The following is a 20,149-nucleotide window of genomic DNA, read 5'->3' on the forward strand; positions in this document are numbered from 1 at the left end:
ACGCTTCGCTCGCAATGACTGAAGCGCGAGAGCGCGTTACCCCTCCTTGTTCGCACCCATCGCGCGCTCGAACCGCTCGCCGAACTCGTTGAGTTCGTCGGCGCCGATATCGCTGACCGCCCAATAGCTCAGGCCGCGGTCGCGCCAAGAGCGGATGTTGAAGCCCTGGATCGTGTCCATCCGTGCGGCGCGGCGCTCGGTGGACGAGGTCTGCGCCACGAACAGATTGATCACGTGCTGGCGGCGGCGATAGACCACCGCGCCGATCGCGCGTGCGTCGACGTAATCGAGCCGCCCGCCGATGAGGGTGAAGCCCTGCGCGGTCAGGTCGATCACCGGCGGCGCGACGTCGAGCTTGCCGTTGAACCAGGGCTTGACGGTGTGCTGATCGGTCGAGATGACGTCGGTGAGGTGGCCGGCCTGTAGCGAGCGCAGATGCGCCGAGACGATCTCGGCCTCGATCCGCTGCTGGTCGTCATTGCGCAGCACGATGGCGACGAGGCCGGTGGCGGCCAGCGCCGACACCGCCGAGCCCAGGGCGAAACCTCGCAGCAGCGTGCGTCGGCTCGGCACTGCAGCGAGCGGGATGATGGAGGCCGCATCGGCCGGCGGCAGGGCGGCTTCGATGCGCTGGCGCAAGGCAGGGGACGCCCTGTAGCCGAGGTCGGTGCCGGCGAGCATCTGCTTCATCTGCCTGACCGCGGCAAGCTCCGCGGCGCAGCGCGGGCAGGTCGCAACATGGGCTTCGACCTCACGAGCGTGGCCGGCATCGAGCTCGCCATCGGCCAGCGCGTGGATCAGGATCTCGGCTTCATCGCAGGTCATGGCTTAAGGCTCCTCCTGCGCGAGCCAGGCGGCGCGCAGCATCGCGCGGGCGCGGGCAAGACGCGACATCACGGTGCCGACCGGCACGCCGGCGGCCTCCGCGATCTCGCGATAGGACAGATTGTTGACCTCGCGCATGACGAACGTCTCGCGAAACGGCTCGGCCAGCGTGTCGATCAGCCGGCGGATCGCCGAGGCATCACGTTCCCGCAACACGGCGCCTTCCGGCGTCTCGGCGCTCTCCTGCCACAGCGGGGGCTGCTCGGCCGCTTCCGGCGCGTCATCGAGCGCCTTGACCGGCGCGCCGGCCCGGCGCGCGAATTCGGCGTGGCAGACGTTGCGCAGGATCGCGAACAGCCACGGCTTCATCGCCGGGCCGCGATAGGTGTCGAAATGCTTCAGCGCGCGCAGGTAGCATTCCTGCACCGCGTCTTCGGCGTCGGCGGCGTTGCGCAGCAGATAGCGCGCCAGCGTGTAGACATCGTCGAGATAGGGCAGCGCCGCCTCGCGGAAGCGTCGCGCCTTCTCGGGATCGTCACTGGCTGTCGTCACCGGCGAGGTCTCCGGCCCGGTTCGCGGTCGCACGGCGCGGCCGGCGGTACGCCGCCGACCGGCCCATCCGACGATGCTCATGCCCTGGTTCGCGATGCTACTCAACCTTGACCAGCCCCGTCATGTGCGGATGCAGCGAGCAGAAATATTTGTAGTCGCCGGCGGCTGCGAACGTGAAGGAGAAGCTGTCGTCGGTGTCGAGCGTTTTCGATCGGTATTTCCCGGCCGACACCACCGTGTGCGGAATGTCGTCGTGGTTGGTCCAGGTGACGGTGTCGCCGACCTTCACCGTCATTTCGGCCGGGGTGAAGGTGAAATTGTCGATCGTGACCTTGATGGTCTCGGCGCGCAGCGGCGCGGCGCAAACAAGCAGTACGGCGGCCAAGCCTGCACCGCGAAGAACTGGCTGGATCATCGCGTTTTCGTCCCTCAGCCCGCAAGCGGCGTGTCGATGATGGCGAGCCGCTCGTCACCGACCTTGAAGTCGATGCTGGCGATGCCGAGCAGGCTGCGCAGCCTGGCATCCTCGACCTTCATCGGGCCGGGCGAGGGCGCCGTGCCCGGCGCCGGCTGCGGAAAGGCGGTCGAGCGCGCGGTATGGAAGGTGACGTTGCCTTCGACCTTCTGCATCACCTGGTGGATGTGTCCGTTCAGCACCGTCACCGAGCCGAAGCCCTTCAGGGTGTCGAGCGCGCGCCCGCCGTCCTCGGTGCCCCAGCCCCATTGCGGATACACCGTCCACAGCGGGATGTGCGCGAACACCACGATCGGCGTGGATCTGGAGCGGCCCTTGAGATCCTGCTCGAGCCAGGCAAGCTGCTCGGCGCCGAGATTGCCGAGCCCGCCGGCCTTGAGATCGACCACGTTGACGAGCCCGACGAAGTGCACGCCGTTGGCATCGAACGAATACCAGCCGGCACCGCGCGTGCCCTTGCCGTAGCGCTCCTTGTAGAGCTTGACGTCCTCGTCGAGGAAGTCGTGCTCGCCCGGCACGTAGTGCACGTCGAGCCTGGACTGCGAGATGATGCGGTCGGCATCGTCGAACTCGGCTGCCTTCGACAGATGCGAGATGTCGCCGGTATGGATCATGAAGGCCGGCTTCACCGGCATCGCCTTGATGCGGTTGACGGCCTCCTCGAGCGTGCCGGTCGCGTTGGGATTGGCTGGCTTGTCGAAGCCGACATGGCTGTCGCTGATCTGCAGGAAGGTCAGGCCGGAGGCCGGCTGCTCGGCCGCCCGCGCCGCGTCGACCAGGCCGAGCGAACGTGGCACGCCGCCCGACAGCGTCCAGAGCACGCCCGTGCCCGCCCATGTCATGCACTCCAGCACCTTGCGGCGGCTGACGCCGTTCTCGTCATGATCACCAAGGCTCATCGTCATCTCCCGTTGCCCGTCATCGGGCTTGCGGGTGAGAAGAGCGGTCGCGGCCCGGTTTTATTCCCGGCTTCTCGCGATCGAAACGCGATGACGTGTTCGTGATCATGGCGGCAATGGCCGACGGCTCACCCGGTCACGCAGGATGTCGGCGCAGGGCCGGGCGAATGATATGAGCGGCGCGCGCCGCCGAGGGGCGGCTGATGGACTGGATGCGACGTCGATGCATGAGCGCGTGACCCCGACCCTGCAACGAACCGAGACGTCGCGCGATCGGATCGTGCCGCTCGACCGCGCCAGGACCTTCATCACGCTCTCGGTCGTGCTCTATCACTCCGCCATCAACTACACCGATTTCGGCCAGGGCGGCGACCGCATGCACTGGCTCGGATTCGATCTCGTCGCGCTGTTCAACGACAGCTACTTCATGTCGTGCATGTTCTTCATCTCCGGCCTGTTCGTGCCGGCAAGCCTGGCGGGCAGGGGCGCGTCGGACTATGTCGGGCGCCGTGCGCTGCGGCTCGGCGTGCCCTATATCATGTCGATCTTCGTGATCATGCCGATCGCCTACTACCGCTACTACGTGGCGGAGGATCAGTTCAGCGCGGTGTGGTGGCGGATGATCAGCGAGGGGCCGTGGCCGTCCGGCTCGGCCTGGTTTCTCGGCGTGCTGCTGGGGTTTGATATGCTGGCTGCGTTCGTCTGGGTCCTGGCACCGCAGGCGATCGGCGCACTCGGGCGCTGGGCCGGGACGTTGCTGCACTATCCGCTCACTGGCTTCCTGATCTTCCTCGTGATCGCCAACCTGGTCTATCTGCCGCCGCATCTCGGCTTCGGTGACGGATTCTGGTTCATGCCCGGACATTTTCCGCTGCCGCTGCAGGCGAGCCGGGTGCTGCTCTATCCGGCCTTCTTCGCCGGCGGCGTCGCGATCGGCGCAGCCGGGCTGCGGACGGGGCCGTTCGCAGCCGACGGCGCGCTGGTGCGGCGCTGGTGGATCTGGTTCGGTCTTTCCTACGGCTGCTATGGCGCGATCCTGTTGCTGGCCTACGCGCATCACAACTGGATCGTCGATTTCGATTCACCGCCGCTGTGGTGGCGTGCGGCCTATGGCGTGGCGGTGGCGAGCTTCTGCGCCGCGATGGCGTTCGTGCCGACCTTCTTTCAGCGCTGGGCGAAGGCGCCGCTGACGCTGATGGATCGCCTGCAGCCGTCGGCCTACGGCATCTACCTGCTGCACTTCCTGCCGCTGCTGTGGCTGCAATATCTGGTCTACGACCCGGCGTGGCCGGCGGGAGTGAAGTTCGCGATCGTGATGATCGGCACGCTGTCGGTGAGCTGGCTCGCCGCAGCACTGTTGCGCCGGGTTCCGCTGGTGGCGCGGATCATTTGAAGCTGAACCTCTCTGACCTCAAAGGCCACCGTTCATTGATGGTGTCATTGCGAGCGAAGCCGACGAAGCAATCCAGAGTCGGGACGGGGCTCTGGATCGCTTCGCTTCGCCGCTTCGTTCGCAATGACGGCAGAGGTGGTTGCTGGACGTGAGCGCCTAGCGTCCATCCTCCAAGATCATCGACGCCGCCTTCTCCGCGATCATCGCCGTCGGTGTGTTGGTGTTGCCTGACGTGATGGTCGGCATGATCGAAGCATCGGCAACGCGCAGGCGGTCGATGCCGCGAAAGCGCAGCCGCTCGTCGACCACGGCCATCGGATCATCAGCGGAGCCCATCTTCGCCGTGCCGACCGGATGAAAGATCGTCGTGCCGATGTCACCGGCGGCCTTGGCCAGCGCCGCGTCGTCATCGCCGACGGATGGGCCGGGCAGATATTCCTCCGGCCTGTAGGCGGCGAGCGCATTCTGCTTCATCAGCCGGCGGGTGACGCGGATGGCGTCGGCCGCCACCTGGCGGTCGTCCTCGGTCGCCAGGTAGTTCGGCGCGATCGATGGCGCCTCGTCTATCCCCGCCGACCTGATCCGGACCGTGCCGCGCGAGGTCGGACGCAGGTTGCAGGCGCTGACCGTGATCGCGGGAAAACGATGCAGGGGATCGCCGAACTTGTCGAGCGACAGCGGCTGCACGTGGAACTGGATGTTGGCGCGGTCGCGCGTCGCATCCGAGCGCGTGAAGATGCCGAGCTGCGACGGGGCCATGGTCAGCGGCCCGCGGCGCCGGAACGCGTAGTCGAGCCCCATCAGGCCGCGCCGCACCAGCGAGTAGTAGGTCTCGTTCAGCGTCTTCACGCCCGTGACCTTGTAGATCGCGCGCTGCTGCAGATGGTCCTGCAGGTTGCGTCCCACGCCCGGCTTGTCGAGGGCGACATCGATGCCGAGCGCGCCGAGCCAGTCGGCCGGGCCGATGCCCGAGCGCTGCAACACCTGCACCGAGCCGATCGAGCCGGCGCTGAGGATGACCTCGCCCCTGCTGCGCGCCTCGATGGTCTCGCCGTTCTGCCGGTAGCGCACGCCGACGGCGCGGCCGTTCTCGACGATCAGGCGGTCGACGAGGACGTTGGTTTCGAGCCGCAGGTTCGGCCGGTTCAGCGCCGGCTTGAGGAAGCCCCGCGCGGAAGACCAGCGCCGGCCGCGCTTCTGGTTGACGTGGAAATAGCTGATGCCTTCATTGTCGCCGGTATTGAAGTCGGGGATGCGGCGGAGGCCCATCTGCTCGGCGGCGTCGCCGACCGCGTCCAGCACCGCCCAGGACAGCCGGGGCGCCTCGATGCGCCAGCCGCCGCCGGTGCCGTGATGCTCGCTCTCGCCGAGAAAATGATCCTCCAGCCGTTTGAACACCGGCAGCACGTCGGAATAGGACCAGCCGGAGAGGCCGAGCTGGCGCCAATGGTCGTAGTCGGCGGCCTGGCCGCGCATCGAGATCATGGCATTGATCGCCGAGCAGCCGCCGATCACCTTGCCGCGGGGGTAGGCCAGCGAGCGGCCGTTCAGCCCCGGCTCGGCCTCGGTGCGAAACATCCAGTCCGAGCGCGGATTGCCGATCGCGAAGAGGTAGCCGACCGGAATATGGAACCAGATCCAATTGTCATTGCCGCCGGCCTCGAGAATTAGGACGCGGCGCTTCGGATCGGCCGACAGCCGGTTGGCGAGGATGCAGCCGGCGGTGCCGGCGCCCACCACGATATAATCGTAATCCCCCTCGAGCTGTCTCGGCATCGGCATTCCCTTCCCATCGTTGCCAGCTTTTAGTCAGCCCGGACGGGGCCGGACAAGCGCCACGTTCATGGCTGGTTGACCGAGCCATGAGGCGGGCGCAGCCCTTATCTTGGGCGGTGCGGCTTTTGCATGCTAAACAGGCGCAAAGTCCCACCGGAGTTACGAGATTCCCCATGCCCATCGTCAACCGCGTCGCCGATCTGCAGCCCGATATCCAGGCCTGGAGGCGGGATATCCATTCGCATCCGGAGCTGCTCTACGACGTGCACCGGACGGCGGCCTTCGTCACCGAGCGGCTGCGCGAGTTCGGCTGCGATGAGGTCGTGACGGGCCTCGGCAAGACCGGCGTGGTCGGCGTCATCAAGGGCCGCAAGCCCGGCCACGGCGAGGTGAAGGTGCTCGGACTGCGCGCCGACATGGACGCGCTGCCGATCGAGGAGGCGACCGGGCTGCCCTATGCCTCGAAGACCCCGGGCATGATGCATGCCTGCGGCCACGACGGTCACACCGCGATGCTGCTTGGCGCCGCGCGCTATCTCGCCGAGACCCGCAACTTCGCCGGCGAGGTCGCGGTGATCTTCCAGCCCGCCGAGGAGGGCGGCGGCGGTGCGGACGCGATGATCAAGGACGGGTTGATCGACCGTTTCAAGATCGACCAGGTTTACGGAATGCACAACGGGCCCGGCCTGCCGGTCGGCGCGTTTGCCATTCGCCAGGGCCCGCTGATGGCATCGACCGATGCGGTCGACATCACGATCGAGGGCCATGGCGGTCATGCCGCCAAGCCGCACAATTGCATCGACTCCCTTCTGGTCGGCGCCCAGCTTGTCACCGCGCTGCAGCAGATCGTGTCGCGCAGCGTCGACCCGTTGGAGGCCGCGGTGTTGTCGATCTGCGAGTTCCACGCCGGCAATGCCCGCAATGTGATTCCGCAGAGCGCGGTGCTGCGCGGCACCGTGCGGACGCTGACGCCGAAGGTACGTGAGCTGATGGAGAAGCGCGTGCGCGAGGTTGTGACCGGCGTCGCCCAGATGACCGGCGCCAAGATCGACCTGAACTATGCACGCGGCTATCCTGTCGTCATCAATCACGCCGAGCAGACCGAGATCGCGATCCGCGCCGCCAAGGAGGTCGCGGGCGACGCCAATGTGCACGAGATGCCGCCGATGATGGGCGGCGAGGACTTCGCCTACATGCTCGAGGCGCGCCCCGGCGCCTTCATCTTCGTCGGCAATGGCGACAGCGCCGGCCTGCATCACCCCGCCTACAACTTCAATGACGAGGCGATCGTCTACGGCACCTCGTTCTTCATCAAGGTGGTGGAGAATACGCTGGCGGCGTGAGGCTCGCGGCCGCGTGCAGCGGCACCGCCGCGATCAGGCACGAACGTGGACTGGCAGGGCCCGTGCGATGAGCGCGGGCCTTTTGCTTTCCATATGCACGTCGAGCTTCATGAGCTACGCGAGAATGTGCGCTGCCGCGGAATGAGGTGCGACAATATGCCTGGCGGGACATCCGAGAGCGCAAGACGTCATCACGCGTGGTCACTGCCGGCCTGAGACGGCCGTAGTGCGTCGCTCATTCGAGCAATCAACAGGTGTATCTGACAAACTACTCTATTGTTAAAGAACTAGCTTCATGTTAGTTTTTTTCTGGCTTCGACGACTGGCGAATTGGGACAGCCTGAGCGAAGTGCTTAGCACAGCTACATTGCTTCAGGTTCTGTGAGTTCAGGGCGCGAGATCACAGAGCTTGTACCGGGACGTTGCTATTTCCTTTCTGAACGATGGCGGTTCTCAACCGACTGGGAGTATAGGAATGGCTGATCGCGATCCGGCGGAAATGCGCAAGAAGGTCGATCTGGCGCTGAAATCCGTAGTCGACTCAGAGATCGCACGCGCGTCTCTGAAGATCGACATCATGGCAGAAGGCGTTCCATTCTCGCGTGGAGCGATCTTCAGCAAGACCAATCCATTCTCGCGCGGCATCGTCTTCAGCCGCCTTGCGGCGATGGAGCGTCCGGACGAGATGGAACGTGAAATCGCCAACGATCCCGCGGTGTTGGGGGCTCTTGCGGAGCGTCTCACGCAGGTACGGGCGGTGAAGGACCTCAAGGGTCAATTTAGCGTGCCGCAGGCGGGGGGCGCGCCGAAATCGGTCAGGTGAACGGATCGATCGTTCGGCTCAGACGGAGCGAAGCGGGCCTGCGATGTCGGATCTTTCCGACGTGACGTGTCGTGGGCCCGCCCGCGACTCGCTGGTGCGGATGACGGGCAATGGTCGCCGTCATCAGCGTGACCTTTCCTGATAGCTGCTCTTGATACCGGCATCGGTTGCGGTCCTGTCTGACGGCGGGACAGCTTGCGGCCGGCTTCGTTGGCGTATTTCCGGAGGCATGCTCGATCATGAGTGACGCGTGGACCTGGCGACCGTCGAAATCTGCCTGGCATGAAAAATTCAACGACAGGATCCTGAGATGGCAGCCGGAGGATCGCCTCGGCCTCGATTGCGAGCCGCTCAAGGCGTCGCTCATCGAAGCCAACGCGCGTGAAGCGGACTGGCTTCGCCATCCCTGCATGAACTCCATCACCTATGAGAGGCATGACAAGAGCCCGCAGCGTGATCTGCAGGTGGCGATCTGGACGGCGGCGAATGCGCCGACCGCATCCACCTCGCTGACGACGCCGGAGCCGCTGACCTTGTGGTCGCCGGTCGGAGGCTACCGGATCGAGGCCGGCAGCTATGACCTGAACGAGCTCGCTGGGCTGCTCCCGATGAAGGAATGGCCCTACGACATATCGGTCGACGTGGGGTGCCACTCCCTCGGATTTCCGATTCCCGACACCTGGGCCGAGCACACCGATCTCTCGGCCGACGAGCAGGCCCGGATGACGCGCGAGGTGACGAACGCGCTCGAGATCCTCGTGACCGCCGCGAAGAAGTTTCCCGAGTGCGTGAATTGGGTGTCCGATGTGACGCGGGTCCTGATCCCCCTGCGCAGCAGCGAGCGATCCTATTTCCGCAGCGGGTCGCAAGCCGATGTGCCCGGGATGGTTTACGCCGACCTGTTCGGCGGCCTGATGCAGGTGATGGAGGCCATCGTCCACGAATCCGCGCATCTGCATCTGTTCATGGCGGAGGCGTCGGGACCCCTGGTGGATCCGCAGCACCAGGGGCGCTACGCATCGCCGTTGCGGCCGGAGCCGCGGCCCTTGCGCGGGATCCTGCTGGCCTTTCACGCCATCGCCTATATCTGCGCCTTCTATCGTGAGGCCGAGAAGCAAGGGTTCGGCGGATCAGCCGAGTATCAGGCCGAGCTTGCCAATATGCTGACCAAGCTCAAGGAGGCGCAGGTCGTACTGGACGGTGCCCGGCCGTTCCTGACCGAGGACGGCCGCATCTTCGTCGATCGCACCGCCGAGATTGCGTACCAATGAACGACGGTCCCCATCTTCACTTCGTGTTCAAGGTCGCGTCGCGCTGCAATCTGAACTGCTCCTATTGCTACGTCTACAACAAGGGCGACAGCACGTGGAGAGAGCGGCCCGCGATCATGGATGATGAGGTCGTCGAGATCGCGATCGACCGCATCCGCCGCCATTGCCAGGCAACGGGTCAGAGCTATCTGACGATCACCTTTCATGGCGGCGAGCCGTGCCTGGTCAAGCAGGAGCGGTTCAGCTCATGGTGCCGGAAGATCAAGGAGGGGCTGTCGGGCGTCGCGCGGGTGCAGCTCTGCATGCAGACCAACGGCACGCTGCTCGACGACGGCTGGGCCGAGATCATCAAGAGGTTCGACATCGATCTCGGGATCAGCATCGACGGAACCCCCGAGGTGCATGATGCCTTGCGCGTCGATCATGCCGGGCGTGGCTCCTATCGCGATGTCGAGCAGGGCCTTGGCGTGCTGCGCCGCGCCGGGATTCCGCTGCGCTTCCTGTCGGTGATCCAGCTCGGGGCGAGCGGTGCCGCGGTGCATCGCCATCTGACGAGCCTGGGCCCGGCCTCCATCGACTATCTGCTGCCGGATTTCACCCACGACACCATCGCGGCGGTTCGCGACCGGTATGGACCGACACCCTGTGCCGATTTCCTGATCCCGATCTTCGAGGATTGGTGGCGGGACGGCACGCTGGACCTCCGGATCAAGATCTTCTGGAACATCGCGTGGCTGGTCCAGGGCGGGGAGAGCCGCATCGACATGCTCGGCAACCAGCCGCTGACCTTCCTGTTCGTCAACACCGATGGCGAGATCGAAGGGCTGGATGTGCTGCGGGTCTGCTACGACGGCGCCGCGCGCACCGGCCTGAATGTGCGGACGTCCGACTTCATGGACGTCCGGCACGCCGGCGAATTCCATCGTGCGGCGGTGTTCGAGGGCATGCCGCTGCCCGACGGCTGTCGCGCGTGCCGCGAGCGCGACACGTGTGCCGGCGGCTATCTTCCGCATCGCTATGCATCGCGGACGGGCTTCAACAATCCGACGGTGTGGTGCGCCGATCTCCTGAAACTGTTCGATCACGTCCGCGAGCGGCTGGGAACGTCGGTGGAGGAAACCAAGCTGCGCCGGGCTCATCTCCTCGACACCGCCCTGCGGCGGGCGGTGGGGCTGCAGCAGGAATCTCCGGCCATCGGCTGAGGTCGGACCTCGATCGCCGACTTATGCGCGCTGTCGCGCGGGCCTGCTGCAAGGCGGCGTGGTCGAGAGTGGAACGTGGAAGGAGTGCGCACGATGACGATCACCCTGATGCCTGACGTTCTGCGCTGGAATGACTACGAGGCGGTGTGTGACGGCGTGCTTGCGACCTATGGCGACCGGCTCGCGCAGAAGCTGGGCGAAGCCCTCGGCGAGATCGGCCGCGACGACCCTGCGGGCGGGGACGAACTGCGCAGCCTGATGGATCGCGTGGCGGACGACGGCTTCATGCGGGTTCTCGATGCCCCCGAGACCTCGTTCCGTCTGCTGTCGGCGCCGGGCCGGTACGCCGAGGACAAGGGACGATTTCTGCGCGATTCATTCGTGGCTGAGGCCTTGCGCCAGGGACTCGAGATCACCGCCGATCGGGAGCTGTGGACCGCGCTCGGCGATCGCGGCTATCGGCGTGACGGCGCCTGCATCTGGCCGCAGATCGAGGGCATGCCCGTGACCGATTACGGCAGCCCGCATGCGGTCAAGGTGGATCTGTCCGGCCAGGACCGGCCGGTCCCGCCGCAGCGCCCGCCGTTCTCCGAGGACGAAATCGACCGGCTGCACGATCTGCTGCACCGGTCCCGGGATGCGCTCGAACGGACCGAAGCGGGGCTTCCCCGCTTCGTCGCGCGCTTCAACATCGCGCTCATCCTGCAGAAGGATCCGGAGAGCCCGGGCAGCTTCTCGTCAGGATCGAACGGCTACTACATCGGCCGCACCTTCCTCGCCAACCCGCATCTTCCCGAGATCGACGAATCCCACATCGCCGATGCGCTCGTCCATGAGGGCATCCACGCGCTGCTCTACATGCAGGAGCAGGAACAGCCTTGGTTCCTCGATTCAACGGCGAAGGGCTCGCTGCCGCGCATCACCTCGCCCTGGAGCGGCAGCCGGCTGCCGTTTCCGTCTTTTTTACAGGCCTGTTTCGTCTGGTACGGCCTGCTGCACTTCTGGAGCCTGGCGATGCAGTCCGGCGCGTTCGAGCAGGGCGTCGCGATGAAGCGCATCCAACTCTGCCTGCGCGGCTTCTGCAAGCAGCCGCTGCTCGACAGCATCGCGGGGTTTTCATCGGTGGTCGACGCCGACGTGCAGAAGACGATCGAGGAGATGCAGAACGTCGTGGTCGGCGCCTTTGCCGATGTCCGCCATGCGGGCTGATGCGACGACGTCAGCGGCGGTTGAGTGTGGAGGCTGCGGATGGCGAATGGAACGGCACTGCATCGGGATCGTCTGGCGCGTCCGGTCCCGAAGAGCTTTCGATGGGGAACTCAGCGGTCGGTGCCGCCGTCGCAGACGGTCGAGCGGGTGCGTCCGTTCCTGGGAGAAATGGGAATCACGCGCATTGCTGACGTCACGGGTCTCGACCGCGTCGGCATTCCCGTCACCATGGTCTGCCGGCCGAACTCGCGCTCGGTCTCGGTGTCGCAGGGCAAGGGGCTGACCCTCGATGCTGCGAAGGCGTCGGGCGTGATGGAATCGATCGAGCTGTTTCACGCCGAGACGATCACATTGCCGCTGAAGCTTGCGACCTATGCCGAGCTGATCAGCGACCATGAGGTGGTCGACGTGGCGGACTTGCCGCTGATCGCCGGCGGGCGTTTCCATCCCGATCTGCAGATGCTGTGGATCGAAGGGCGCGATCTCATGGCCGATGCCGACGTCTGGGTGCCCTTCGAGATGGTGAACTTGTCGACCTCGCGGCCGGAGATGCCGGCCGGCAGCTTCATCTCGTCGTCGAACGGGCTGGCGTCCGGCAACCAGCTGATCGAGGCGGTCCTGCACGGCATCTGCGAGGTCGTGGAGCGCGATGCGACCACGCTCTGGCACCTCCGCAGTCCGGACGAGCAGCAGAGCCGGCGCGTCGCGCTCGAGACGGTTCAGGACGAAGGCAACCGGCGGCTGCTGGAGATGTGCGAGCGCGCGGGCCTCGAGGTCGTGGCGTGGGACATCAGCTCCGATGTCGGGCTCGCCGCCTGCCAGTGCCTGATCTTCGATCGTGACGAGGAGCTGGGGCGGGATCTCTACGCGGCGTTGGGCATGGGCGCGCATCTGTCGCCAGAGATCGCCTTCCTGCGGGCGCTGACGGAAGCCGCGCAGAGCCGGCTGACGCTGATCGCGGGCGCGCGCGACGACGTGTTCCGCGAGGAATATGACGAGAAGGCATTGGCCGCACAGTTTCTCGGCGAGCAGCGGGCGCTGCTGCGAAACAGCCCGCCGACGCGAAGCCTGCGCGAAACTCCGTCGCTGGCAGCGGAGACGTTCAACGATGATCTCGCCGTGGTTCTCGAACGGCTGCAATCCGCCGGTGTCCGGCAGGTGATTGCGGTCGATCTCACCAAGAGCAGGTTCGAGATCCCCGTGGTGAGGATCATCATTCCGGGGCTCGAAACCTTCGACAAGAATCCTGACTACAGCCCGGGGCGCAGAGCGCGGGCGTTCGCCGGCGATCAGATCTCGCGGCATCAGCCATCGGGGCATCCGCTATGACGTGCATCGTATTCACCGGGCCGACGCTGCATCCGCGCGACGCGGCGCTCGAATTGGAGGCCGAGTATCTCCCGCCGGTGCAGCAGGGCGACGTCTATCGTGCCGCGCTGGCGAAGCCTGCGGCGATCGGAATCATCGACGGCTATTTCGAGCAGGTGCCCTCGGTGTGGCACAAGGAGATCCTGTGGGCGATGGCCAACGGCATCCACGTGTTCGGCAGCGCCAGCATGGGCGCGCTGCGCGCGGCCGAGCTGCACGCGTTCGGCATGGAAGGCGTCGGCAAGGTGTTCGCGGCGTATCGCGACGGCGTGTTCGAGGCCGACGACGAGGTCGCCCTGATTCACGGACCGGCTGAGCTCGGCTTTCCCGCGCTGTCCGAGCCGCTGGTCAACATCCGCTTCACCCTGCAGAAGGCGGTCGACCATGGCGTGATCTCGGAGGCGTCCCGCCTGGTCCTGGAGGCGCTCGGCAAGGCGAGCTTCTATCCCGAGCGCAGCTACCCGGCGCTGCTGCAGGGCGCGCGGTCCGACGGCAGCCTGGCCGCGGAGGAGATCGACGCGCTGAAGGCGTGGCTGCCGGATCACCGCGTCGACCAGAAGCGCGAGGATGCGCTGGAGATGCTGCAGACGATGCGGCGCCGGTTTGCCGGAGACACGGTGCCCAAGGCGGTCGATTACGCCTTCGAGCACACCCAGCTATGGGACGGCCTGATGCAGGACGCGCAGCGTTCGGCGGCCGCAGCGCGCGAGACGGTGATGCCGGACGGAACGCCGCACCTGCTGGACGAGCTGCGCCTGCTGGCCGTGCGCGGCAGCGACCTGTCCGACAAGGCGATCGCGCGATTTCTCGCGGCATCGGAGGCGAAGCGCCGCGGCATCAGGGTCGACGCCCAGGCGCTGAGCGCGGAGATCATCCGGTTTCGCCAGAGCAGGGATTTGATGGACCCGGCTGAGCTCGAGGCATGGATCGCGCGCAACGGCCTGACCCGGTCGGAATTTCTGGAGCTGATGCTGGACGAGGCGCGCATTCGATCGTTCAGGAAGGGGCTCAACGGCTCGGCTCTGAATGCGCTGGCCGACTGGGCGCGGATCGACGGCCATTTCGAGGATCTGCTGGCGCGCGCACGCGACAAATGCGACGTGCTGAAGCAGACGGAACTCGACGGCGGTGGCAGTCCGGCGGACTATGGCCTCGGCGAGGACGAGCTGATGGCGAGATACCTGCCCGCGATGCAGGCCGGCGCACCCGACCGGGACGAGACGGACGTGGCGGTGTCGCTCGGCTTTCCCGACCGAGCAGCGCTGATCCAGGCCTTGCTGCGTGAGCACGTCTACACGTCGCGCAAATCCTGAGGCCCCGTTGTCGCGTGGGGGCGGCCCGGTCGAGGCCATGCCGGCCCGTCACGCCGCATGTGCGCGCTTGATCGCGGCCGCGGCAATCTTCAGGTCCTCGACGAAGCGCTCATACTCCCGCGCCTTGGCGTCGGCATCCGGCAGCCGCAGCAGGTAGGACGGGTGCACCGTCACCATCGCCTTGGGGCCGTCGGGCAGGTCGGCGACATGACCGCGGTTCTTGGTGACCTGCGTGATCTTGCCGAACACCGCTTGCGCGGCGGTCGCGCCCATCGCCACCACCAGCGCCGGACGCACGGCGGCGAGCTCGCGCTCGTACCATTGCCGGCAGGCCTTGATCTCCGGCGTGTTCGGCTTCTGGTGCAGCCGGATCTTGCCGCGCGGCACGAACTTGAAGTGCTTCACCGCATTGGTGACGTAGACCTTGGACCGGTCGATGCCGGCCTCCTCAAGCGCGCGGTCCAGCATCTGGCCGGCCGGGCCGACGAACGGATGGCCGGCAAGGTCCTCCTTGTCGCCGGGCTGCTCGCCGACCAGCATCAGCGGCGCATGCGCGGGGCCTTCGCCGAACACGGTCTGCGTGGCGTCCTTCCACAGCGGGCAGGCGCGGCAGGAAGCGGCTTCTTCGCGCAAGGTCTCAAGATCGGTGGCCTCGACATCACGCGAGGTCTCAGCAGCGGGCGCGTGGGCTTTCGGCTTGCGGCTCATCGCGATCTCCTCGACGCGTTTCTGCGGCTTGTGGGGTTCGGTGCCGGCTTCGGCGATCATCGATGACGTGCGCCGGCTGGCTGCCGCGATCAGCGGCTGGATCAGCTTGGCCTCGGGCAGGTTCTGCCAATATTTCTTCGGCATCTCCTTTTCCATCGCCTTCACTTTCAGCCGTGCCGGATTGAAAATGCTGGCATAGTAACGCAGCCAGACCTCTTCGAGCCGGTCCTCCGACGGCGCTTCAGCCTTGCTCACACCGGGCGTGAAGCTGACGCGGCTGCCGTCCCAATGCGCACAGAGTTCGGGCGTCAGGATCGACCACGGCATGTCGGCGAAGCGGCGGGCGAAGAACGGAGCGGCGCGCTCGACGATGTGGTGCTCGGGCTCGAACCAGGCGACGTAGCGCGCCTCGCGCTCGCGGCCGACCTCGCGGAAGCGGACGAAGGCGTGCATCTTGTGGACGTCGCGGCGCACGGCCCGGGCGAGCGCGTTGGCCTGTACGACATCAGGATCGGTCGCGATCTCCATGAGATCGTGGTTGGTCCGCAGACGCCACAGCAGCCGGTAGAGCAGGGCGAAGCGGTTGGGATCATTGTGCAGAATCGCGCTCTCGGCGAGCTCCATGAAGCTCGCCGGCACCGAAAACGCGCCCTTTGGCACCTCGGGAAGCTGCGTGTCGGCCTGATCGTCGAACAGGTCGGGCGCCGCGCCCTTGACGCGCCAGCTGACATCGGCCGGCTTGACGTCGTTCATCGCCAGCGCCCGCGCCGCCTGACGCCAGCCGTCGAAATCAGTGTCGCTGTCGAGGGTTACGACGTGCATTTCACCTCTCTCGTCATTGCGAGCGAAGCCGCCGCGTCATTCCGGGGCGCTTCGCAGAGGCGAACGCGGAATCTCGAGATTCCGCGTTCGATGCTGCGCATCGCCCCGGAATGACGGCTGCTTCCTGGCTTCGGTCTTCGCCACGACGTTCAATTAGAACCCAAATCCCAGCTGCTGCGGTTTGGGCCGCAGCCGGGCTCTGAGGCTGGCACCGTCGAGCAGGGACGGCTGTGGCCGGTGGTCGGAGAGAACGATGAACGGCAGGACCTTGTTCCTGACAACGTTGAGCCGGGCGAGATCCGCAAAGCGGATCGTGGTGGTGCGGCGGGTGGCGAGGATGCGCTGCACGGTGCGGGTGCCGAAGCCGGGCACGCGCAACAGCTCCTCGCGGCTTGCTTTGTTGATGTCGAGCGGGAAGCGGTCGCGGTGGCGCAAGGCCCAGGCGAGCTTGGGGTCGATGTCGAGCGGCAGCATGCCTTCGTTCTCCTCGACGATCTCGTCGGCATCGAAGCCGTAGAACCGCATCAGCCAGTCGGCCTGGTACAGCCGGTGCTCGCGCACCAAGGGTGGCGCCTGCAGCGGCAGCGCGCGGCTGGCATCGGGGATCGGGCTGAAGGCGGAGTAATAGACGCGCTTGAGCTTGTAGGCGCCGTACAGATTGGCCGAGGTCGACAGGATGACGCGGTCGTTGGCGTCGTCGGCGCCGACGATCATCTGCGTGCTCTGGCCGGCCGGCGCGAAGCGCGGCGGCTTGGCCCGGCGCACCGTCTTCTTCGCCTCCGCCGTCTCGTCGAGCTTGAGCCGGAGACGGCCCATGGTGCGGCGGATGGCGCGCTGGTCCTTTTCCGGCGCGAGCGTCGTCAGGCTCGCCTCCAGCGGCGTCTCGATGTTGATGCTGAGCCGGTCGGCATAGCGGCCGGCCTCGGCGATCAGCGCCTCGTCAGCCTCCGGGATCGTCTTCAGATGGATGTAGCCGCGGAAGCGATGCTCCTCGCGCAATTTGCGCGCGACGTTCACGACCTGCTCCATCGTGTAGTCGGGGCTGCGGATGATGCCCGACGACAGGAACAGTCCTTCGATGTAGTTGCGGCGATAGAAGTCGATGGTCAGCTTCACCACCTCGTCGACCGTGAAGCGCGCGCGGGCCACGTTGGAGGAGGCGCGGTTGACGCAATACAGGCAATCGAAGTTGCAGGCATTGGTCAGCAGAATCTTGAGCAGCGAGATGCAGCGTCCGTCCGGCGCATAGGAATGGCAGATGCCCATGCCGGGCGAGGTCGAGCCGAGCCCCTTGCCGTCGCGGGAATCCCGCATCCCGGTACCGCTGGAGGCGCAGGACGCATCGTACTTGGCGGCATCGGCCAGGATCTCCAGTTTGCGCATCAGCTCCATGGCTTTGAATCCCTTTGATTCCATTCGTTGAATCACACCCGGGTCAATCCCGATTGACTCTCTCGAAGGCGTTAGCTTTATATTAGAACGTATCATGAACAAAGAGGGTCGTCGCGGGTTCACTGCCTGATCACTGAAACAACGGCAGCGCCCGCACGATGGATTGAAGAGGAGCGGCGACGGATGACCGGCGCACGCATGGATACGCTCGCGCGTCTGCGCGGCCGCATTGCCCGTCTCGAGGCGGGAGATGGCGCACATGATTTGCGCCGGGTCGCGCTCGGCCATGACGAGGCCGACGCGACCTTGCAGGGCGGGCTCGCTACCGGCGCGCTGCACGAGGTGTTCGCCGAGACCGGCCGCCAGGCGGCAGCCGCGACCGGCTTCCTGTGCGGGCTTGCCGCGCGTGTCGCCGCGCACCGGCCCCTGATCTGGATCCGGCAGGATTTCGCCGAGCGCGAGATGGGCGCGCTGTCGATGAGCGGGCTCGCCGAGCTCGGCCTCGATCCGCGCCGCATCGTCATCGTGCGCGCGCCCGATCTCGACCACGCCTTGCGCACCGCCGCCGACGCGCTCGCCTGCGATGCGCTCGGCAGCGTGATGCTGGAGGTGTGGGGGGAGACGCAAAAGCTCGATCTCGTCGCCAGCCGCAAGCTGACCCTGGCGGCGCAGGAATCCGGCGTCACCGCGCTCATGTTGCGCATTGCGGCTGCGCCCGAGCCGTCGACCGCGGAGACGCGCTGGATCGTGCGCACCGCGCCGTCACCGCTCGTTGCCCCGTGGATGGCGTGGGGCGCGCCGCGCCTCGATGTCGAGCTCATTCGCAACCGTCACGGCCAGACCGGACGATGGATCATGGAGTGGACCCCCGATGCATGCCGTTTCAACGAACCGGCGGCGGATCCTCAGCCTGTGGCTGCCGCGCCTGCCCATCGATCGCATCAAAAGACAGCGGGCACTCACAGGCGCTCCGCCTGAGAGCAAGCCGCAGGTCGTCGTCATCAAGGACGCCAATGCGCTCTTGATCCATTCGCTGGACGAAGCGGCGGCGTGCCACGGTGTGTCGCTCGACCAGCCCTTGGCGAATGCCCGCGCGGTCTGTCCCGACCTCGTCGCGCACGAAGCCGATTTGGCGGCTGATGCAAAGATGCTGGAGAGCATCGCCGACTGGTGCGACCGCTTCACGCCGCTGGTGGCGCTCGACCCGCCGCATGGGTTGTCGCTCGACATCACCGGCTGCGTGCATCTGTTCGGCGGCGAAGCCAGGCTGATGCAGTCGGTCTGCGACGCGCTGACCGCGCATGGCCTCATTGTGTCGGCGGCGATCGCCTCCAACGCCGTCTGTGCGCATACACTGAACCGCCAGGTGCATGGCCGCATCGTGTCCGACGGCGAGGAGGCGGCCGCGGTGGCGCCGCTGCCGGTGGCCGCCCTCGGCGGCAGCGAGGCCATTACGCTCGGCCTGCGCCGAGCCGGCCTCAAGACCATCGGTGACGTCGCCGCGCGCGGCCGCAACGAGATCACCGCGCGGTTCGGCGCCGCCTTCACCCGCGTGCTGGCGCAGGCGCTGGGCGAGGCCGATGCGCCGATCAGCCCGCGCAAGGTCCCGCCGGACTACATCGTCGACAAGCGTTTTGCCGAGCCGGTCGCGACCGACACGGTGATTGCGGCCAGCCTCTCCCGTCTGGCCGCGATGCTGGTGGCGGCGATGGCGCAGCAGGGCAAGGGCGCGCGGCGGCTGGAGGCCTGCTTCTTCCGCACCGATGGAATGGTGCGCGTGATCACGGTCGACACCGGCCAGCCGGTCACCGAGGCCGCAATCATCGACCGGCTGTTCCGCGAGCGGCTCGAGGCGCTGAACGATCCGCTCGATCCCGGCTTCGGCTTCGACATGATCCGGCTCGCTGCTGGCCGCAGCGAGATCGTGGTGCAGCAGCAGCGCGATCTCGATGCCCATGTCCACGACAATGACGAGCTGTCGGCACTGATCGACCGCATCGCCGCGCGCATCGGCGGCAAGCGCGTGGTCGTGCATCTGCCGGTCGACACCCATGTTCCGGAGCGCGTGGCGCTGCCGCTGCCGGCGCAGCAAAATCTTGCCGCCGCCACTGCTGTCGCCTGGCCAGAGCGCGCCGAGGGCGAGCCGCCGCTGCGACCTCTGCGGCTGTTCGCGCACCCCGAGGCGATCCAAGTCATCGCCGGCGTGCCGGACGGCCCGCCCGCGCGCTTCGTCTGGCGCCGTGCCGCGCATGCGGTGGTCCGCGCCGAGGGCCCGGAGCGCATCGCGATGGAATGGTGGCGGCCGGACGGGCAGGGCCTCACGCGCGATTATTTCCGCGTCGAGGACGAGCACGGCCTGCGCTTCTGGCTCTATCGCGACGGGTTGTATGATCGTGAGTTCGAGCAGCCGGAGGGCCTGCCGGTGCAGCCCGCCTGGTACATGCATGGCCTGTTCGCATGAGGGTCGGGATCGCACATCTCTCGCGGCGATCTCGCTGCTCACCCTCCCCTGGAGGGGGAGGGTGGGCTCGCATGCGCGCATGCGAGCCGGGGTGGGGTGACAGACCATCCGCGTGCACGGTGCCGATTTTCGCCGGAGCCGAGACGCCCACAGCCCTAACGTGTCGACGTCAGGACGACCGATTGTTGGGCTCACCCCACCCCGCCGCGCGCTGTGCGCGCGTCGACCCTCCCCCTCCAGGGGAGGGTGGGCAGCTGCGCAAGCCGCTTGGTGAGGGGCTGTCTTTCGTATCGCATGGGCAACGCGCCGCCCCAGCC

The 20,149-nt window shown here is 66.5% G+C and carries 17 protein-coding genes; 10 read left to right on the plus strand and 7 right to left on the minus strand.

Features of this window, described 5'->3' with window-relative positions:
- Nucleotides 1-36: 36 nt before the first annotated feature.
- From QX041_RS02390 to QX041_RS02405, 4 genes are all read right to left on the minus strand, one after another.
- Nucleotides 37-825 (minus strand): anti-sigma factor, encoded by a 789-nt coding sequence (locus QX041_RS02390; protein ID WP_316164403.1) that lies wholly within the window; start codon nt 823-825, stop codon nt 37-39.
- Nucleotides 826-828: 3 nt separating this feature from the next.
- Nucleotides 829-1,377 carry a sigma-70 family RNA polymerase sigma factor gene (locus QX041_RS02395; RefSeq protein ID WP_315714997.1) on the minus strand — a complete coding sequence of 183 codons (549 nt, stop codon included), beginning with the start codon at nt 1,375-1,377 and terminating at the stop codon, nt 829-831.
- 97 nt (nt 1,378-1,474) lie between these two features.
- On the minus strand, nt 1,475-1,792 hold the full coding sequence (locus QX041_RS02400; protein WP_316164404.1) for a cupredoxin family copper-binding protein: 318 nt from the start codon (nt 1,790-1,792) through the stop codon (nt 1,475-1,477).
- A gap of 14 nt (nt 1,793-1,806) precedes the next feature.
- The gene (locus QX041_RS02405) at nt 1,807-2,751 is read right to left on the minus strand and encodes a metallophosphoesterase family protein (protein ID WP_316164405.1); all 945 of its coding nucleotides are present in this window, start codon (nt 2,749-2,751) and stop codon (nt 1,807-1,809) included.
- 223 nt (nt 2,752-2,974) lie between these two features.
- Between QX041_RS02405 and QX041_RS02410 the strand changes: the two genes are divergently transcribed.
- Nucleotides 2,975-4,144: an acyltransferase gene (locus QX041_RS02410; protein ID WP_316164406.1), complete on the plus strand. Its 1,170-nt coding sequence runs from the start codon at nt 2,975-2,977 to the stop codon at nt 4,142-4,144.
- Between the two features lie 156 nt (nt 4,145-4,300).
- Here QX041_RS02410 and QX041_RS02415 read toward each other — a convergent pair whose 3' ends face one another.
- Nucleotides 4,301-5,920 (minus strand): GMC family oxidoreductase, encoded by a 1,620-nt coding sequence (locus QX041_RS02415; protein WP_316164407.1) that lies wholly within the window; start codon nt 5,918-5,920, stop codon nt 4,301-4,303.
- Nucleotides 5,921-6,093: 173 nt separating this feature from the next.
- On the opposite strand from QX041_RS02415, the gene QX041_RS02420 reads away from it, so the two are divergent.
- The 7 genes from QX041_RS02420 (at nt 6,094) to QX041_RS02450 (ending at nt 14,449) form a co-directional block, all read left to right on the plus strand.
- Nucleotides 6,094-7,263, plus strand: coding sequence for a M20 aminoacylase family protein (locus tag QX041_RS02420; RefSeq protein WP_315714879.1), 1,170 nt, complete (start codon nt 6,094-6,096; stop codon nt 7,261-7,263).
- Between the two features lie 475 nt (nt 7,264-7,738).
- Nucleotides 7,739-8,086, plus strand: a complete 348-nt coding sequence (locus QX041_RS02425) for a hypothetical protein (protein ID WP_315714878.1) — start codon at nt 7,739-7,741, stop codon at nt 8,084-8,086.
- Nucleotides 8,087-8,325: 239 nt separating this feature from the next.
- Nucleotides 8,326-9,357: an aKG-HExxH-type peptide beta-hydroxylase gene (locus tag QX041_RS02430; protein ID WP_316164408.1), complete on the plus strand. Its 1,032-nt coding sequence runs from the start codon at nt 8,326-8,328 to the stop codon at nt 9,355-9,357.
- Nucleotides 9,354-10,559, plus strand: a complete 1,206-nt coding sequence (locus tag QX041_RS02435; protein WP_315826332.1) for a radical SAM protein — start codon at nt 9,354-9,356, stop codon at nt 10,557-10,559. The genes QX041_RS02430 and QX041_RS02435 overlap by 4 nt, the downstream gene beginning before the upstream one ends.
- 93 nt (nt 10,560-10,652) lie before the next feature.
- On the plus strand, nt 10,653-11,768 hold the full coding sequence (locus QX041_RS02440) for an aKG-HExxH-type peptide beta-hydroxylase (protein WP_316164409.1): 1,116 nt from the start codon (nt 10,653-10,655) through the stop codon (nt 11,766-11,768).
- 39 nt (nt 11,769-11,807) lie between these two features.
- Entirely contained in the window at nt 11,808-13,097 is a 1,290-nt protein-coding gene (locus tag QX041_RS02445) for a YcaO-like family protein (protein ID WP_315714874.1), read from the plus strand.
- The gene (locus QX041_RS02450; RefSeq protein WP_316164410.1) at nt 13,094-14,449 is read left to right on the plus strand and encodes a TfuA-like protein; all 1,356 of its coding nucleotides are present in this window, start codon (nt 13,094-13,096) and stop codon (nt 14,447-14,449) included. The genes QX041_RS02445 and QX041_RS02450 overlap by 4 nt, the downstream gene beginning before the upstream one ends.
- A 48-nt stretch (nt 14,450-14,497) precedes the next feature.
- Here QX041_RS02450 and QX041_RS02455 read toward each other — a convergent pair whose 3' ends face one another.
- Together QX041_RS02455 and QX041_RS02460 are read right to left on the minus strand one after the other, a co-directional pair.
- Nucleotides 14,498-15,979 carry a UdgX family uracil-DNA binding protein gene (locus QX041_RS02455; protein WP_316164411.1) on the minus strand — a complete coding sequence of 494 codons (1,482 nt, stop codon included), beginning with the start codon at nt 15,977-15,979 and terminating at the stop codon, nt 14,498-14,500.
- Between the two features lie 153 nt (nt 15,980-16,132).
- The gene (locus tag QX041_RS02460; protein ID WP_316164412.1) at nt 16,133-17,371 is read right to left on the minus strand and encodes a putative DNA modification/repair radical SAM protein; all 1,239 of its coding nucleotides are present in this window, start codon (nt 17,369-17,371) and stop codon (nt 16,133-16,135) included.
- 183 nt (nt 17,372-17,554) lie between these two features.
- On the opposite strand from QX041_RS02460, the gene QX041_RS02465 reads away from it, so the two are divergent.
- Together QX041_RS02465 and QX041_RS02470 are read left to right on the plus strand one after the other, a co-directional pair.
- Complete coding sequence (locus tag QX041_RS02465) at nt 17,555-18,349, plus strand: DNA repair protein (protein ID WP_316164413.1); 795 nt, start codon at nt 17,555-17,557, stop codon at nt 18,347-18,349.
- Nucleotides 18,243-19,832, plus strand: coding sequence for a DNA polymerase Y family protein (locus tag QX041_RS02470; protein ID WP_316164414.1), 1,590 nt, complete (start codon nt 18,243-18,245; stop codon nt 19,830-19,832). Before QX041_RS02465 ends, QX041_RS02470 begins: the two co-directional genes overlap by 107 nt.
- Nucleotides 19,833-20,149 lie beyond the last annotated feature (317 nt).

The organism is Bradyrhizobium sp. SZCCHNRI2009, assembly GCF_032485115.1.
In the GTDB taxonomy this organism is placed as follows: Bacteria; Pseudomonadota; Alphaproteobacteria; order Rhizobiales; family Xanthobacteraceae; genus Bradyrhizobium.